The following is a 15,778-nucleotide window of genomic DNA, read 5'->3' as shown; positions in this document are numbered from 1 at the left end:
AATGAATTTATTGTTTTTTGGATTAGTGGAGCTGGCCAGAATTTAAAAAGGGAAAGAAAGTTACTCCTTGATATAAGGTTTCCCAAGAGCCCTGGGAGCTTTAACTTTTTTCATGATTATTGTGACCACTAATAATGTTCCTATATATGGGATTATCCTAAAGAGATTTGATTCTGCGGTTATTATTCTTCCAGTGGTTTTCTGGATCTTTATTGGTACGTATATTGACAGTGCGTCAAAGAATCCAAATATAATTCCCCCCACCACTGCCATCAGTGGATTCCAATTGCTGAAAGCTACATTTGCTAGGGCTATGAATCCTCTTCCTGCCGATATAAACTTTGTAAACTGCCCTATCCATCCCACAACTAAATACGCACCTCCGAGCCCAGTTAAAGCTCCCCCCACCATCGTTGCATATAGCCTAGTTCTGTGAACGTTAACCCCCATAGCCTCAGCAGCTCTTGGATCCTCTCCACAAGCTCTCAGTTTTAAACCGCTTGGAGTTTTATATAGCCACCACCATGTAATTACTCCAACTAATATTGCCACTATTGCCATTGGGGGAATTGTAAGGTGGCCGATAATAATTACGGGCATCTTTTCTACAGAAGGAGAGGAGCCGTGACTGTGCCATAGGGCTACAAGTGAAAGTATGCTTATTCCATAGGCTAGAGAATTAAAACCAACTCCTGCAATTATTTGATCACCTTTCAAGTATACGCTGATTATCCCGTGGAGAAGTCCGGAGAGTGCTCCAACTAATATTCCAATTATGAGGCCCAGATAGGGATTTTCTGTGTAAAACGTAACTACAGTTGTGAGGAAGGCAGAGAGAATGAATATCCCCTCTAGCCCGATGTTAACCACTCCAGAGCGCTCTGTTATTACTTCTCCAACCCCAGCAAGAACCAATGGGACCATTGAAAATAATGTGTTTGAGAGAAGCACAAATACATCTTCAAGCATGCTTCTCCCTCCTAATTCTCTTGAAAATTTCTCTATACAGCTGGGGAACTGCAAGGGTTATCACTATTACACCTACTAGCGTATCTGCAAGCTCTGGTGGGGCTCCTGTTTTTAACTCAACCCATTGCCCTCCAATTATCAGTCCGCTCATAAATATTCCCGAGAATATTATTCCTATTGGATTGTTCCTTCCCAAGAGCCCTATTCCTATTCCCGTAAATCCAACTCCATATACTGTGGAGAGAGTGTCATCAATAGCATATGTTATTCCCAGGACTAAGAGGGCCCCTCCAAGGCCCGCAGCTAGACCACCCAATAGCATTGAAGAGAGAATTAGCTTGGAGGGATTGAACCCTGCATACCTTGCAGATTTAGGTGACAATCCTGACACCCTCAACTTGTACCCAAGTTCCGTAAAATTAAGGAGGTAATAGTAGAGAATAGCAATAAGAACTGCAATTATGAAAATTCCCCCTATTCTTGCTTCAGATGGGACTGGAACGGATTCATGAGGATTTTTTGGATCGTGGTATTTGGCTGATATGAGGTACGCTAGAATGTAGAACATTGTCCAGTTTATCATTATTGCCGTTATCACTTCATTAATGCCTCTGTAAACTCTAAGTGCTCCGATGAAAAGTCCTAAGGCACCTCCTGCTATTCCTCCGAGGATTAGGGCTAAAATAGGATTTCTTGTATAATAAGCAACTAGAAGGGCTGTAAGTGCACCTACATAAAGTTGGCTTTCTCCCCCTATGTTAAAAACACCTGCAAGAGCTGGTATTGAGAATGCAAGTCCTGTCAATATAAGTGGTGTGCTTTTATTAAGGAGATACTCAAGATTTCCGTACCCGTATTTAAATAGTATGATGTAAACTTTAGCCGGGTTATATCCCAACAATGTTAAGACAATTGCCCCTATTAAGAATGCAAATATTAGCGAAGATATAACTTCGAGTGTTTTCTCATTCACTTTCAGCATGCACACCACCCATTAGCAGTCCTAGCTTCTCAAGGGTGAACTCTTCAGGTTTTCCAACTGCCATAATTTGACCCTCATATATCACGGCAATTCTATCACTTAATTGAAGAATCTCATCTAGATCTGTTGAAATTAGGAGAATTCCCTTTCCTTGATCTCTAAGATTCAGTAATGTTTTTCTTATGAATTCCGTTGCTCCTATATCCAACCCTTGAGTTGGCTCTGCAACTATGAAGACCTTTGGTTCTCTGATTATCTCTCTTCCAACCATTATTTTTTGTTGGTTCCCTCCACTCAAGTGTTTTACTTTGGCGGCTAAGGATGGAGTAATGACTTCAAACCTCTCTACAATATCTTTTGCCATTTTTCTTCCCTTGTCCCAAGAAATTCTTCCGGATTTAACTACTTCAAATAAATTTGTGAGAATGGTGTTTTCTACTATGTTCATCTCTTCCACTAATCCTACTTTTCTGGAATCGGGAACGTATGCAATTCCCATCTTATATCTTTCAAGTGCTCCTGTTTTTGTAATATCTTTTTTATCAAAGATAATTTTACCTTTTTCTGGTTTTCTAACTCCTGCAAGTGTCTCAGCCAATTCTCTCTGTCCATTTCCTTGAACTCCTGCAATTCCGAGTATTTCTCCTTCCCTTATCTCTAGTGATATTCCCTTTACTGCATCTAATCCTCTATCGTCCTTTACCCAAAGATTCTCTACCTTAAGCACTGTTTTTCCTGGCTCCTTGGGCATTTTCTCAATTTTCATTACAACGTCCCTTTGCACCATCATTTTTGCTAGCTCCTTTTCCGAAACTTCACTCGTCTTCACTGTTCCAATTACCTCTCCCCTTCGCATTACGGTGACTCTATCAGTTATCTCCTTTACCTCCTTCAGTTTGTGGGTAATGAACACTATTGTAATTCCCTTTTCTTTGAGCTTTCTAAGTGTCTTGAAGAGTTCTCTAACTTCAATTGGAGTTAATACTGATGTTGGCTCATCTAGTATCAAAATCTTAGCATTTTGCATGAGTGCCTTAGTTATCTCAACTCTCTGCTGAATTCCAATAGGAAGATCCTCTACTATTTCATCAAGGGGGATTTTGAGCCCAGTTTCTTTCATCTTTTCTTTTGCAAGTTTTTTGACTTCTTTTAGGGTAATTTTTGGATTTAATGGAAGTAAGGCAAGGTAAAGGTTTTCAAGAACAGTAAAAGTTGGGACCAATGTAAAGTGCTGGTAAACCATTCCTATACCTGATCTTATTGCGTCCCAGGGCCCAGAAAATTTTACTTCTTTTCCAAAAACTCTTATTTTTCCCTTTGTTGGCTTTATCTCCCCATAGAGGATCCTCATTAGCGTTGTTTTTCCAGCTCCGTTCTCGCCAAGAAGACCATGAATTTCCCCAGCTTCTACTTTAAAGTCGACTCCCTTGAGGGCTACAACTCCATCTGGATAAACCTTTACTATATTCTCCATCTCAATTGCATTCATAACTTGGCACACCTGAAAAAAGAAGAGAAAGGGGTAATAAAAAGTTACTCTTTTTCGAGGGCGGCATCTAAGTTACCTTTCTCTAACTCCTTAATTATCTGCTCATATTCGTCGTGGCTCTGTGGTGTCTTGAACTTTATCTCTCCATTCTTTATCTTCTCCTCAAGCTCACGCACGATCTCCCAAACTTCTGGCTTTATGTACTTCTCTCTCTGCTCTTTTACTATTCTAACAACATCTTCTGGGGTCATGTCTTTTAGTTTTCCACCCTCCTGGGCAAATTCTGCAAATTGCCTAACTCCATCCAAATTCCAGTAGCCAACGCCTCCCTCTTTGAGACCGAGGGTCATTATTCCTCCTTTCCATTGATTTTTGACAACCATTTCAATGGCCGTATAAACAGCAACGTCAACTCTCTTAGCTCCGCTAATTGGGATATACTCTGGTGCATACCACTCTTGACTTGCGTCTTGACCAATAGCAAGTGCTTTGCCCTTTCCTTGCTTATTCCAGTCGATTACTGCGTCAAACATTCCAACGTGAGTTAGACCTGCTAGGCCATAGAGAACTTTGGCACCCTGTTGCAACAGTTGCATTCCAGTAGTGTATCCAACTTGTGTATCTGTAAATGTTCCAGTGTACTGCCAGAGCAACTTCACGGGCTTCCCAGTCTTCTTCTCAAAATACTTTGCTCCATAGAGGTAGCCTATGTGGAATTTCCAAAGTGGTGGAATGTCCATTCCAGCTACAGCACCTATGGTATCGCCACCAAGTTCATAGGCCATTCCAGAGGCTATCACGCCTATGAGTGCTGCAGCTTCTTGTTCTCTAAAGAGAATATCTACTTCATTCTCCCTAACTTTTCCAGTAGTTGAGTCTATGAGGGCAAACTTTTGATCTGGATATTGATCTGCTACTTGATCTAATGGAGTAGTCCAAAGGAACCCAATTAGAACTAGGAGGTCATATTCCTTGCTTTCAGCCAGTTGCTTTAGTAAAGGTACCATATCTTCACGAGACTTTGGAGTCATGTATTCAACTTCTACTCCAAGTTCTTTCTTTGCCCTTTCTGCTCCTAAGTATGCCATATCATTGAAGCTTAAATCTCCCCTCCCTCCAACGTCAAAGAGAACTGCTACCTTTACTTTTTCTCCCTGGGTTTGAGTACCACCAATACATCCTGCTACAAATCCCATTATTACTAGAGCAACTACAGAAAGTGTAATTCCTACCTTTCTCATCTTAGTATCACCAAAAATAAATCATGTTTCAGGATTTATCTTTTTCGTCTTATCTTGTTGAAGTAATTATAACATCTCCAAATTCTCTCCAAACTTCTTCTATCCTCTCCGGTTCATCTGTAATTGCAAATACACTTGGTCCTTTTCCACTTAACCCCACTACAGCTCCAAGATGTAAGGCTTTGGATATGGGTTCAGGAGGATAGCTTAGAAATGTTGAGTATATCAATCCGTTTAAAACAAGTGCCTTTTTCCATTCCCCTTTAATTGCAAGCTTGAATGCTTCCTCAACATAGGGGGCTATTTTTAGGAAATCTACCCCTTTCAGCTCTTCTGTAAGAACTGTCTCATTTGGAACTAAAATTACCACTGGCAACTCATCAATTTCAATTCTCTTAAGTAGTTCAACTCTTAGATTATCTGTTAGGCACAAACCTCCAAAATAAGAGGCACAAGCATCGTCAAAAGCTCCCGTCAATGTTACCCCTGCTTTTTTCGCTGCCTCAACTCCAAGCTTTACGACCTTTATTCCGGGAATATTTAAGCGAAGAGCCCTTGCTATTGCTTCTACAAGAGCATTTGCTACGGCAGAGCTACTTTTTAGACCTTTTCCTACGGGTATTTCAGAGTTTATCTCGAACTCTATTCCAAATTCTATCCCAGAATACCTCCTCATTACATCCAAAACGGCATTTACTACTCTAAAATCGTTGAATTCTAACCCGTTTACAAGAATTTTCCCTTTAACTTCTCCGTCTGTTATCTTTACCTTGGCCTCAGTCCATAGGTCTATTCCAATAGCTCCGCCTTTTCCAGTTGCAAAAGCATTAACGACAGTTATTGCACTACTTCCTTTCCCTAAGCCACGCAAGGGCGACCCTCCTCATAAGTTCTACGTCTCCCTCCTCTCCAGTCCAAAGTCTAAAACTCTCTGCTCCTTGATAGACTAGCATCCAAAGTCCATCAATAGCTATACATCCCTTTTCCTGAGCATATCTAAGAAGTAGGGTGTTTAGTGGTTTGTAGACTATATCCATAACAACTAGCCCAGGTCTTAGGAGATTCTTTGGTACTAGACTTTTTTCTTCATTCATTCCAACTGAGGTTGCATTAATCAGTATATCTGCCCACTCGACATAATATGGGAGGGCTTCTAGGGAGTCTCCCACTATTCCAAACTTTTCTAACCTCTTGGCTTTCTCTATGGTTCTGTTTAAGACTACGACATTTGCAACTTTTGAGAGTTCATATGCAATTGCTTTTCCAGCACCTCCTGCTCCTAGAATTAAAATGTTGGCCCCATCTACCTGAGTAAATCGCTCCAATGCTCTTCTGGCTCCTATTCCATCCGTTGTATACCCCACTAGCTTTCCTTCAAGGTTCACAACAGTGTTTACGCTTCCTATATTTTGAGAGTCTTCGGAGAGCTCATCAAGGAATTTTATAACTTCTTCTTTGTAGGGCATTGTAACGTTTACTCCCTGAATGTCAAGTGCCTTAACACCGTTTATTGCATTCTTTAGATCTTTTTTCACTTCGAATGGGACGTAAATGGCATTTATTCCAAATTTTTTGAATAGGGCGTTGTGCATTATTGGGCTCAAGGAGTGTTTTACTGGATTGCCAATTATTCCATAAATTTTTGTTTCTCCGTTTATCATTTTGTCTCACCTAGCAATTCTAGGATTTTTCTCATCTCTCCAACTGTAAATTGTCCAGGAGCTACGCTATTGTCAATGCTAACATACGTAAAAGGAGAGTAGAGGGCGCTAAATATTCTTGAAATTTTTCCCTTCTCGCCCATGCAAAACGCAATTAGATTTTCGCTGTTCTCGTAGAGTTTGATCACCTCTATGTTGTCTCGAAAATCCCTCGCATAGGTCACGATTTTTATTATATCTGGTTCAAGCTCTATCATCGAATCCAAAATTGATTGGAGAGTTTGGTATGAAGGAGTTTTAGAAAAGTTATGGTATGATAGGATTACTTTGCTCCCTATTTTTGAGGAGAGGTTTATTACATCCTCCACGATATTTGAGTAAAGTTCAACATCGAAATATGCAGGTTTAATTTTTGCAAACTTCTCAAATAATTTTAACCTTTCTTGTTCTTCAATGCGTTTTGCTCCTCCCTCTTCTACTTTCCTCACGGTCACTATCAGCTTGTTTGAATGAGGTAAGAGGAGTTCAATGTTCTCCATGCTCTCCAGGTAATCTACTCTAAGCTCATAAAGGTCGGCTTCATGTAGCTTTATCTTTTTTACAGCTTCTTCAATGGTTTTAGCTATTATAACTCCGGCCAATTTAGGCATTTTTAGCTTCCTCCAGCGCTTGTAGAATTATCTTTTCATCTACCTCCTCAATATTGGCTTTTCCAATCTCAACCGGAACAACAATAACTATCTTTCCGTACCAAGCCTTTTTGTCGATTTTCATGGCTTGAAGAGTTGTGTATGGATCAAAGGGTATTTTTACAGGCAAACCAAATTTAGTTAGTATCTCAACAACTTTCCCTGAATCAAAGCCATACAATATTTCTCCAATTTTTGCTTCCACAACTAATCCCATTGAAACTGCGAAGCCGTGTTTTATTTTGTAGTCAGAAATTTTCTCTATGGCATGTCCTACTGTGTGACCCAAGTTTAGAACTCTCCTCTTTCCGTTTTCCTTTAAATCTTCCTCTACGATTCTCAGTTTTACCGCTACAGATTTCTTTATTATATCCTCCCTTTCTACAATTTCCCTGGGAGAGTTCATTGTTTTAATTGCATTGTAGACTTCTTTGTCTAGTATTCCATACTTCACAACTTCAGCTAACCCATTAAGAATTTCCACCATTGGGAGGGTCTTGAGAAAGTCCCTACAAATTAGCACGAATTTCGGAAGGTAAAATGTTCCAATTATATTCTTCCCGTAGAAATTTATGCCAGTTTTTCCCCCAATAGCTGCATCAACTTGGGCTAGAAGTGTTGTGGGAACGAGACCTAGGTATGTTCCTCTCATATATGTTGAGGCAACAAAACCAGCAATGTCTGTTATAACCCCTCCACCTAACCCTATTAGGAGTGATCTTCGTGTAAATCCCATTTCTAGTAATTTTTCCCAAATATATCTAACTGTATCTAAATCTTTGTATTTTTCCCCATCTGGAACAACGATTGTCTGGGGTTTGAACTCTTTTAACCACGTTAGAACTTCTTCGAGCCATAATTCCTTTAGAGTTGTGTTAGTTAGAACTACTACCTTGTAGGGAGAAAGAGAAGAAAGCAAATCGGGAAGTGTTGAAAGATCTCCAAAAATTATCCCTTCCATCCCAGGGCCTCCAGCTCTTTTAGTAGTTGTAAGAAGTCATCAAACGTTAGTTGTTGCTGGGAATCTGAGAGTGCCTTTTCTGGTTCTGGATGAACTTCAACCATAATACCATCTGCTCCAATGGCATATGCAGCCTTGGCTAGTGGAATTACTAGGCTTCTCCTTCCTGCTGGGTGGGAGGGGTCTACAATAATTGGTAGGTGAGAAAGTTCCTTCACCACTGGGACTGCAGAAATATCAAGTGTAAATCTCGTAGCTGTTTCAAAAGTCCTTATACCTCTTTCACATAATATTACGTTCTCGTTTCCTTGCGCCATAATGTATTCGGCCGAGTATAGCAGCTCTTGTATTGTGTTCCCCATGCCTCTTTTTAGCAGAACTGGATTTTCCACCTTACCAACCTCTTTTAAGAGTTCAAAGTTCTGGGAATTTCTGGCTCCTATCTGGAGGATGTCTGAGTATTTTGCCACGAGTTCGACATGCCTTGTGTCCATAACTTCAGTTACAGTTACTAATCCGTATTCATCAGCGGCCTCTCTCATCCACCTTAGGGCCTTTTCTCCATACCCTTGGAAGGAATAGGGGGAAGTCCTTGGTTTAAATGCTCCCCCACGCAAAACTTTGATTCCAACTTCTGCCAAAAATTCAGCCACCTTCATAATTTGATCCCTGCTTTCTATTGAGCATGGCCCTGCGATTATTGTGAACCCCTCACCAAACTTAACGTCATTGATTTTAACTACGGTCTTCTCTTTGTATTCTTTTGAGTACTTCATAACGCTCAAATTACATCACCACCTGGACAATTTTTTGGTAGATTTTGTCGGGTGTTAATCCATACCTGTCTAGAAGTGCAAGATAATCCCTACCAGATTGTCCAAACTCTACTGTTCCTATCCGAACTACTCTCCTGGGAAGTTTTTCGCTCAAAACCTCCGCAACTGCTCCTCCTAGCCCTCCATAAATGCTGTGTTCTTCAAGGGTAATAACTAATTCAGCTCTTTTTGCATAGTTCAAGAGAGTTTTTTCGTCAAGTGGCTTTATTGTATGCATGTCAATAACACTCGCATCTACATTCAGTTTCTCAAGCATTTTAGCTACATTTAACGCTGTATGGACTAAAGTTCCAGCTGCCACTAGAAGTATTTCCTTTCCTTTTCTTAACACATTGGCCTTTCCTAGCTTTATCTTTGTCCCATCCTCGTAAACCCTTGGAGCATAGTCTCTTCCCAACCTCATATATACTGGTCCATAAGTGTCTATAATCTGCTCGAGCAGCACTTTTGTTGCGTATGCGTCTGCTGGGACAACCACCTTCATGTTTGGTAAAACCCTCATAAGGGCGATATCTTCCAGACACTGATGGGATGATCCATCCATGTAATCTGAAAATCCCGAATGGGTTCCTACTATCTTCACGTTTAGGTTGTCTCTTGCTACGGTATTTCTTATCTGTTCCCAGGCCCTCATTAGGAATACTGCAAATGCAGAGGCTACTGGTATCTTACCCGCAATTGCAAGCCCTGCCGCAGTTCCTATCATATCTTGTTCGCTTATTCCGACTTGGATAAATCTTTTTGGGAATGCTTTTTCGAAATATATTGTCTTTGTTGAGCCTTTTACATCCGCATCAATTACTACAACCTCTTCTCTTTTCTTCCCAATTTCGACAAGTGCTCTTCCGAAAGCTTCTCTGAAGCTTTCTATCACCAATTCCACCTCGCTATTATGACTTTTGGTCTATCATTGATCTTTTCTAGCTCGATTATGGTTTCCTTTAGCTTTTCCACATTATTTTCAACTTCCCTAACCTCCCATCCAAAGGCCTTCCACTTCTCTGCTAACGGTTCTTTTGCGAGTATATCTTCAGTATGTCCTGTAAGCTGGTGGTAATTTCTGTCAATAATTGCTACAACATTGTCAAGGTTGTGGTGAGCTGCTGTCATGGCAGCTTCCCATATTTGACCCTCATCTAGCTCTCCATCTCCTAAAATAACGAATATTCTGCCTTTCTTGTTGTCCATCTTTTTAGCTAGTGCTATACCGTTTGCAACAGAGAGGCCTTGACCTAGTGATCCTGAAGAGACTTCAATAAAGGGGAGTCCTCTAGTTACGTGGCTTGGAAGTCCGTCAATTTCTGCGAAGCTCATAAGTTCTTCGTCACTTATTAGTCCCATTTTCCAGAGCAAAACGTAGAATGCTGGGGCTGAATGTCCCTTGCTTATTATTATCGTATCTTCTTCCTTCTTTAGTTCTAAAACTGCTTGGAGTATTCTAAGGCAAGTTAAGGAGGAGTTCATGTGGAAGCCATTAACAGGCTTTAGCATCTCTTTTAACTTTACTGTAAGAACTTCACTCACTTCCATCACCTCTTAAAATTGTCAGAACAAGTTTTCCTTCTTCAGTCAATCTAACGGGTTTTGGATCATCCTTTGTTCCGTATTCTATCAATCCTAGCTCCTTCAGAATTCTTGCATTAAGCTTTAGGGTTGACAGTGGTTTCCTTTTCTTTCTGCTAAGTTCCTCAAGTAGAGCGTTCAATGACCTGTGCTTGCCGTTTATGCTTTCAAGTATAAGCCTCTGATTTTCGTTTAAAGCTCTAAGAAGTAGTTTTCTTAGAACATCTACCCCGCCGTTATCTATTGATATTGGCAGGGCATCACCCATTGGCGGGGCATCACCTTTTGCTGTGTAAATTGGCGTGGCATCACCCTATCACCATCCACAAAGAAAATAAAAAGAGTATTTAAATTCTTGGGCAACTGTTCCTATCCAAATGACAAAATTTGTCAAGATATGAATTAGAAAAGTAGCGGTTTGTCAATCGTTTGAGCTGAGCTCGAGAATTGCGTTTTTAAGGATTTCAATAGCTTCTAGGTATTCCCTGAGCTTTATCCTTTCGTAGGGAGTGTGGTCAAGCTTGGAATCTCCAGGCCCATATGCTATTGCATCCACTCCATACTTTGGTCCGAGAATATTTGTATCGGCTGTGCCAGTTTTTTTCTTTAGCTTCGGCTTGTAACCTGCTTTCCTTATTGCTCTAACGAACGCTCTTACAAGGGGAGAAGTTCTACTTACTTCATATGCTGGAACAAAGTCAATGATGTCCCATTCTTTTGGAGGCATATATCCGGGAGGAGTTCTTAAATTAACTATCATCTCTCCAAAAAAGTCAAACTCCCTTTCATATGCAACAAATTTGACAATTCTTCCGCTCAGACTGTTAAAGCCCTCACCGAAGTACTTGGCTATAGTGAGCCATTTCTCTATTAGTTTTTCAGCTGCTCCGACTCCAATGCTGCCGTGCACTTTTTCTACTGTTTCTGTAAACTTAACTGTTAAACTACCTTTGTATCCAATCGTTACTCCATTGGTTCCACTTGGTTCTCCCACAATTATGTAATCAGGTTTTGGAACTTCTAAGTTCTTTGCCCCCTTGGAAAATCCTTCTTCATCCACTAACCCAGCAAAAATTATGTTTGCGTCACTTTCTATTGTAGCAAAAAAGAAAGTAGCTAATGGCCCTTTTGCATCGACAGCCCCTCTGCCCCATAGCTCTCCGTTCTCAATCCTGACGGGAATATAGCCCGGAACTGTATCCATATGGCCAGCTAATAGGATTAGTGGTCCCTTTCCCTTTTTTACAGCGATTACGTTCCCTACATCATCGAGATATGCCTCTATCCCATAATTTTCAAAGGATTTAATGAGGAACTTAGCAACCCCATTTTCTTTTCCCGTCGGACTATAGATTTCAACAAGGCGTTTAAGAAACTCAATTTTTTCTTCCGTAGATATCATTAATAACACCTTCAATGGCCGATTTTGCTTGATTTATCTCATCTTTGCTAATTATAAGAGGTGGGAGAAGTCTTATAACCCGCTGCCCCGCTGTGTGAACGAGATAACCTCTATTTTGAAGTTCTTCTACCACTTTAGCTACGGGTTTTTTCATGACTATTCCTATCATTAGCCCTTTTCCTCTCGTTAAGACAACATTTTCTCCTTTTATTTCAATGAACTTTTCAGCAGCTTTTTCGATTAGTTTTTCTCTTCTCAAAATTCTTAGAGTTACGGCCACAGCTTTACAGGCTAGAGGATTTCCTCCAAATGTTGATCCGTGTTTCCCTCTTTCCACGTCAAAGTTTGTTAATGTTAAGCTTACTGGCACTCCATTTCCAATGCCCTTACCCATAGTTACAATGTCTGGTTCCACTTTGTAATGCTCAATAGCTAGAAATTTTCCTGTCCTAAGACCACTCTGAACTTCATCTGCAATTAGCAAGGCTCCTTTGTCTTCAGTAAGATCTCTAAGTGTTTTGACGAACTCTTCATTTGCTGGAACAACTCCTCCTTCTCCTTGAATTGGCTCAAATATTACAGCTGCAGTTTCCGTAGTTATTGCTTCTTTTGCTGCTTCAACATCGTTGAAAGGTATGTGCTTAAACCCAGGAACTAAAGGTTTGAAGTCTTCTCTATACTTTGGTTTCCAAGTAGCACTTAAAGCCCCCATTGTCCTTCCATGGAAAGCGTTTGTCATAGCTATTATCTCTTTTCTCCCGGTATAAAGCCTAGCAAACTTTAATGCAGCTTCAACTGCTTCTGTTCCTGAATTTCCTATGTATACGTATTCGTATGTGACAAATTTTTCAAGTTCTTCAAGCATCTCGTACTTTTCCTCATGATCAAACATTGGGCCTGCAACTACAAGCTTTTCTAGCTGTTCCTGCAATTCACTTACCCACTCGGGATGATTGTGTCCTAGAACGTTTACTCCAATACCTGCTATTAAGTCTATGTACTTCTTTCCCTGGGAATCCCATACGTAAATTCCTTCTCCTTTTACGAGCCTTAGTCTCTTCCTGTACAAGCTCATTTCCCTCAATATATCACCGTCCTTCCGTTTAATCCTTCAATTACAACGTTCTTAATACCACTGTTTATCGCTTCTTTGGCCATAAGAAGCTTCTTTTTCATTCCTCCCTTTGCAAAAATTAAGTATTTCTCTATTTCATCTGCAGGGAGCTCTGAAACTACTTTTCCTCCAGCCATAAATGCTGTGTCTGAGAGGAAGTAGAGCTCCTTTGCATCCATGGCGAGGGCCACATGATAAGCAACTTTATCACCATCTACGTTGAGGGGAGTGTTCTCAATTGGGTCATAGGCAATGGAAGCTATAACTGGAGTTCCAATCTTGAGATACTCTCTTAGGATTTGAGTGTTCACTTTCTTTATTACTCCAGAATAATCATCCCTAATGGCAACAACTCTTCCATTGATAACTGCTTTGATTAGCTTTTTCCTCTCTCCAATAATCAGCTCCCTGTCAAGTCCTGTGAGGCCTATTGCGTTTATTCCTTGATTTCTCAAGAATTCAACAATTTCTTTATTGGCCCTTATCATTGCGGCTACATAAACCTTAAGCACTTCCTTTGTTGTTCTTCTAAAGGTTACCCCAGAGGGGCTTGTTAGCTTCTCTATTTTAACTCCCATTTTCCTGGAAAGTTCATCAACATGTCTTGATCCTCCATGAACAATAACTGAATTTCCCAGAATTTCTGAGATTCCGTTTTCTCTCCATAGATTTTCTAGCATTGATATAACGGAACCTCCAATCTTCACGACTCTCATTGTTACCACCTCACACGGGATAAACAGGATAATACTCTAATCCAGTCGTTTCTTTAAGTCCAAACATTATGTTCATGTTTTGAACAGCCTGTCCAGCTCCTCCCTTGATCAAGTTATCTATTGCCGAGAATACCATCACCCTTGAGTTTTCGGAGTCGTATGCGAATCCTATATCGATAAAATTGCTTCCAATGACGTACTTTGGATCAGGATACCTTTGTAATCCTCCTTTATCAGTTACGATTCTTACAAAGGGCTCGTCTTTATACATCAAGAGCTTTCTCAGCAGTTCTCTTTCATTGCCCTCATAGCGGAAGTAAATTGTAGCTAACAATCCTCTCACTAAGTCTACAGAATGGACTGTGAACATGGCCTTTACTCTAGTTTCCTGCAGAACCTCTGCCTCGTGCCTGTGGTGATAGGGCTTGTATACCCTAACCACGTTGCTTCTTTCTGGATGAATACTTGCAATGTTCTCTCTTCTTCCTCCTGCAGAGGAGCTGACTTTTAGGTCAACTATGGCCTCCTGAGTTAAGTCCTTGAAGGGATAGAGTCCAAGGATCGTTGCTGTGGCATTACACCCTGGATTGGCAACAAGTTCGGCCTTTTTTATTTCTTTTCTGTGAAGCTCTGGTAAGCCGTAAGTAAATCTGTCTATGAGTTCGGGTTTCTCGTGCGGACCATAATACTTTTCGTACAACTCTTTCTTTATCCTGAAATCAGCGCTCATGTCTATTATCTTAGCACTTCCCAAGAACTCCTCTATGATTTTCATAGATGTCCCATGTGGGACTGCCAAGAATATCACATCTGCATCGAAATTGTAGTCGTTTGTGAATCTTAAGTCAAGTCCTCTAAGGTTTGGATGAACTTTATGCACTTTCTTTCCGGCATATTGTCTTGAGGTTATTGCAGTAATCTCAACTTCTGGATGCATTGCGAGTAACCTAACTAATTCCCCTCCGATATATCCACTAGCCCCAACAACAGCAGCCTTGATCATCTCTTTGCCACCTCCACTGCATATTCAACGAGTTTTCGAGCAATATCAACTCCAGTAACTCTGGCTGCGTTCTTAAACTCCATATTTGGATTAACTTCGTTGACTAACAACCCCTGAGGGCTTTCAAAAATGTCTATTGCTAAAGCTCCATCTCCAAATGCCTCCCAAGCTTTTATTGAGACTTCTTTGACATCTTCATCTGTACAGGGGGTAGCCTTGCCTCCCCTAGCTGTGTTTGTAATCCAATGATCAGAATACCTGTAAATAGCAGTCACGAATTCTCCTCCTATCACATAACTCCTAATGTCTCTTCCAGGTTTTTCTACGAACTCTTGAAAGTAATGGATGTTGTAAAGGGGATTTTTCATCCAGGTTTTATGTTCAAGTAGGCTCTCTAGGGCGTCGATATCGTTTACTTTCGTCACTAACCTACCCCAGCTTCCATAGATAGGCTTTGATACAAATGGAAATCCAAGCTTTTTCCCCAAATTTTTCGCGCCATTCTCGCTTATTGCAACTCCCCACCTGGGAACCTTTACTTTCTTTGAAAGTTTCAATGTTGCAAGTAATTTGTCTCCAGCTTCAAGTATTATATTAAACGGATTTACTACGGGAATTCCAGCATCTTCAAACAACTTTGCTAGGTATAGGGCCTTAAAATGGCTTATATTCCTAATTATAACAACGTCTAAGTCAAATTTTGCGGGAAATGTCATGTCGTCCTCGTGCAACATTATAACTTCTCCAAACTCACTGGCTCTCTCTCTAATCATTACTTCCTCTTTTCTCAAGATTGTGTATGTAATTCCGATCTTCATAGGATTCTCCTCCATAAAAAAATAAAAGCTGGGGAAACTACTCTCCCCAGTCCTCTTCAACTTCTGGAAGCTCTTCCAGTGTTAGGGGGTTCAAACTAACGACTTCAAGCTCTGCTCCGCATACAGGGCACTCAACTATCTGGTGTAACTCCACTCCGTCAACTTCTATCTCTGCTCCACATACGGGACACTCAACTACACTCATTCCAACCACCTCCTGGCTTTGGTTTCAAATACAATGTATTTGTAATAATTTCGTATCATATAGTTCTGAAAATCAATATTTTGTTTCAAATATTACATATCAAAGCGAGTTAATATAGTGCTTACTCTA

General features: G+C 40.6%; 18 protein-coding genes. All 18 read right to left on the bottom strand.

What is annotated here, in order from left to right; translation table 11 throughout:
- Window positions 1-60: 60 nt before the first annotated feature.
- The 18 genes from ACMFNG_RS01150 to lysW all read right to left on the bottom strand — a co-directional run bounded on the left by ACMFNG_RS01150 (window position 61) and on the right by lysW (window position 15,649).
- The gene (locus ACMFNG_RS01150; RefSeq protein WP_011012844.1) at window positions 61-969 is read right to left on the bottom strand and encodes an ABC transporter permease; all 909 of its coding nucleotides are present in this window, start codon (window positions 967-969) and stop codon (window positions 61-63) included.
- The gene (locus ACMFNG_RS01145) at window positions 962-1,951 is read right to left on the bottom strand and encodes an ABC transporter permease (protein ID WP_011012843.1); all 990 of its coding nucleotides are present in this window, start codon (window positions 1,949-1,951) and stop codon (window positions 962-964) included. The genes ACMFNG_RS01150 and ACMFNG_RS01145 overlap by 8 nt, the downstream gene beginning before the upstream one ends.
- Entirely contained in the window at window positions 1,935-3,440 is a 1,506-nt protein-coding gene (locus tag ACMFNG_RS01140; RefSeq protein WP_011012842.1) for an ABC transporter ATP-binding protein, read from the bottom strand. Before ACMFNG_RS01140 ends, ACMFNG_RS01145 begins: the two co-directional genes overlap by 17 nt.
- Before the next feature lie 44 nt (window positions 3,441-3,484).
- Complete coding sequence (locus ACMFNG_RS01135) at window positions 3,485-4,681, bottom strand: BMP family lipoprotein (RefSeq protein ID WP_011012841.1); 1,197 nt, start codon at window positions 4,679-4,681, stop codon at window positions 3,485-3,487.
- A 49-nt stretch (window positions 4,682-4,730) separates the two neighbouring features.
- A complete protein-coding gene (locus ACMFNG_RS01130; RefSeq protein ID WP_011012840.1) occupies window positions 4,731-5,552 on the bottom strand; it encodes a shikimate kinase in 822 nt (273 codons plus the stop codon).
- On the bottom strand, window positions 5,527-6,342 hold the full coding sequence (locus ACMFNG_RS01125; RefSeq protein WP_011012839.1) for a shikimate dehydrogenase: 816 nt from the start codon (window positions 6,340-6,342) through the stop codon (window positions 5,527-5,529). Before ACMFNG_RS01125 ends, ACMFNG_RS01130 begins: the two co-directional genes overlap by 26 nt.
- The gene (locus ACMFNG_RS01120) at window positions 6,339-6,992 is read right to left on the bottom strand and encodes a 3-dehydroquinate dehydratase (protein WP_011012838.1); all 654 of its coding nucleotides are present in this window, start codon (window positions 6,990-6,992) and stop codon (window positions 6,339-6,341) included. The genes ACMFNG_RS01125 and ACMFNG_RS01120 overlap by 4 nt, the downstream gene beginning before the upstream one ends.
- Window positions 6,985-7,992, bottom strand: a complete 1,008-nt coding sequence (aroB, locus tag ACMFNG_RS01115; RefSeq protein WP_011012837.1) for a 3-dehydroquinate synthase — start codon at window positions 7,990-7,992, stop codon at window positions 6,985-6,987. Before aroB ends, ACMFNG_RS01120 begins: the two co-directional genes overlap by 8 nt.
- The gene (gene aroF, locus ACMFNG_RS01110) at window positions 7,980-8,768 is read right to left on the bottom strand and encodes a 3-deoxy-7-phosphoheptulonate synthase (protein ID WP_011012836.1); all 789 of its coding nucleotides are present in this window, start codon (window positions 8,766-8,768) and stop codon (window positions 7,980-7,982) included. Before aroF ends, aroB begins: the two co-directional genes overlap by 13 nt.
- 10 nt (window positions 8,769-8,778) lie before the next feature.
- Window positions 8,779-9,702, bottom strand: a complete 924-nt coding sequence (locus tag ACMFNG_RS01105; RefSeq protein ID WP_011012835.1) for a transketolase family protein — start codon at window positions 9,700-9,702, stop codon at window positions 8,779-8,781.
- The gene (locus ACMFNG_RS01100) at window positions 9,699-10,358 is read right to left on the bottom strand and encodes a 1-deoxy-D-xylulose-5-phosphate synthase N-terminal domain-containing protein (RefSeq protein WP_223208980.1); all 660 of its coding nucleotides are present in this window, start codon (window positions 10,356-10,358) and stop codon (window positions 9,699-9,701) included. Before ACMFNG_RS01100 ends, ACMFNG_RS01105 begins: the two co-directional genes overlap by 4 nt.
- Window positions 10,345-10,659 carry a hypothetical protein gene (locus ACMFNG_RS01095; RefSeq protein ID WP_011012833.1) on the bottom strand — a complete coding sequence of 105 codons (315 nt, stop codon included), beginning with the start codon at window positions 10,657-10,659 and terminating at the stop codon, window positions 10,345-10,347. Before ACMFNG_RS01095 ends, ACMFNG_RS01100 begins: the two co-directional genes overlap by 14 nt.
- 153 nt (window positions 10,660-10,812) lie before the next feature.
- Window positions 10,813-11,793, bottom strand: a complete 981-nt coding sequence (locus ACMFNG_RS01090) for a [LysW]-lysine hydrolase (protein WP_011012832.1) — start codon at window positions 11,791-11,793, stop codon at window positions 10,813-10,815.
- Window positions 11,768-12,868: an acetylornithine/succinylornithine family transaminase gene (locus tag ACMFNG_RS01085; protein WP_011012831.1), complete on the bottom strand. Its 1,101-nt coding sequence runs from the start codon at window positions 12,866-12,868 to the stop codon at window positions 11,768-11,770. The genes ACMFNG_RS01090 and ACMFNG_RS01085 overlap by 26 nt, the downstream gene beginning before the upstream one ends.
- A 5-nt stretch (window positions 12,869-12,873) precedes the next feature.
- Window positions 12,874-13,623, bottom strand: a complete 750-nt coding sequence (locus ACMFNG_RS01080) for a [LysW]-aminoadipate/[LysW]-glutamate kinase (RefSeq protein ID WP_011012830.1) — start codon at window positions 13,621-13,623, stop codon at window positions 12,874-12,876.
- A 10-nt stretch (window positions 13,624-13,633) separates the two neighbouring features.
- Complete coding sequence (argC, locus tag ACMFNG_RS01075; protein ID WP_011012829.1) at window positions 13,634-14,626, bottom strand: N-acetyl-gamma-glutamyl-phosphate reductase; 993 nt, start codon at window positions 14,624-14,626, stop codon at window positions 13,634-13,636.
- Window positions 14,623-15,444: a lysine biosynthesis protein LysX gene (gene lysX, locus ACMFNG_RS01070; RefSeq protein WP_288073360.1), complete on the bottom strand. Its 822-nt coding sequence runs from the start codon at window positions 15,442-15,444 to the stop codon at window positions 14,623-14,625. The genes argC and lysX overlap by 4 nt, the downstream gene beginning before the upstream one ends.
- A 37-nt stretch (window positions 15,445-15,481) precedes the next feature.
- Entirely contained in the window at window positions 15,482-15,649 is a 168-nt protein-coding gene (lysW, locus tag ACMFNG_RS01065; RefSeq protein ID WP_011012827.1) for a lysine biosynthesis protein LysW, read from the bottom strand.
- Between the last annotated feature and the right edge of the window lie 129 nt (window positions 15,650-15,778).

The sequence above is a fragment of the Pyrococcus woesei genome, from assembly GCF_050496105.1.
GTDB lineage: Archaea > Methanobacteriota_B > Thermococci > Thermococcales > Thermococcaceae > Pyrococcus > Pyrococcus furiosus.
This window is presented reverse-complemented; position numbering and strand designations above follow the sequence as displayed.

Bases quoted from the DNA above. Each gene is read 5' to 3' on its own strand.
- ACMFNG_RS01090 (WP_011012832.1), bottom strand. From the start codon at position 11,793: ATGATATCTACGGAAGAAAAAATTGAGTTTCTTAAACGCCTTGTTGAA.
- ACMFNG_RS01095 (WP_011012833.1), bottom strand. From the start codon at position 10,659: ATGGGTGATGCCCTGCCAATATCAATAGATAACGGCGGGGTAGATGTT.
- ACMFNG_RS01125 (WP_011012839.1), bottom strand. From the start codon at position 6,342: ATGATAAACGGAGAAACAAAAATTTATGGAATAATTGGCAATCCAGTA.
- argC (WP_011012829.1), bottom strand. From the start codon at position 14,626: ATGATCAAGGCTGCTGTTGTTGGGGCTAGTGGATATATCGGAGGGGAA.
- lysX (WP_288073360.1), bottom strand. From the start codon at position 15,444: ATGAAGATCGGAATTACATACACAATCTTGAGAAAAGAGGAAGTAATG.
- ACMFNG_RS01120 (WP_011012838.1), bottom strand. From the start codon at position 6,992: ATGCCTAAATTGGCCGGAGTTATAATAGCTAAAACCATTGAAGAAGCT.
- aroF (WP_011012836.1), bottom strand. From the start codon at position 8,768: ATGAAGTACTCAAAAGAATACAAAGAGAAGACCGTAGTTAAAATCAAT.
- aroB (WP_011012837.1), bottom strand. From the start codon at position 7,992: ATGGAAGGGATAATTTTTGGAGATCTTTCAACACTTCCCGATTTGCTT.
- lysW (WP_011012827.1), bottom strand. From the start codon at position 15,649: ATGAGTGTAGTTGAGTGTCCCGTATGTGGAGCAGAGATAGAAGTTGAC.
- ACMFNG_RS01140 (WP_011012842.1), bottom strand. From the start codon at position 3,440: ATGAATGCAATTGAGATGGAGAATATAGTAAAGGTTTATCCAGATGGA.
- ACMFNG_RS01145 (WP_011012843.1), bottom strand. From the start codon at position 1,951: ATGCTGAAAGTGAATGAGAAAACACTCGAAGTTATATCTTCGCTAATA.
- ACMFNG_RS01100 (WP_223208980.1), bottom strand. From the start codon at position 10,358: ATGGAAGTGAGTGAAGTTCTTACAGTAAAGTTAAAAGAGATGCTAAAG.
- ACMFNG_RS01150 (WP_011012844.1), bottom strand. From the start codon at position 969: ATGCTTGAAGATGTATTTGTGCTTCTCTCAAACACATTATTTTCAATG.
- ACMFNG_RS01135 (WP_011012841.1), bottom strand. From the start codon at position 4,681: ATGAGAAAGGTAGGAATTACACTTTCTGTAGTTGCTCTAGTAATAATG.
- ACMFNG_RS01080 (WP_011012830.1), bottom strand. From the start codon at position 13,623: ATGAGAGTCGTGAAGATTGGAGGTTCCGTTATATCAATGCTAGAAAAT.
- ACMFNG_RS01085 (WP_011012831.1), bottom strand. From the start codon at position 12,868: ATGAGCTTGTACAGGAAGAGACTAAGGCTCGTAAAAGGAGAAGGAATT.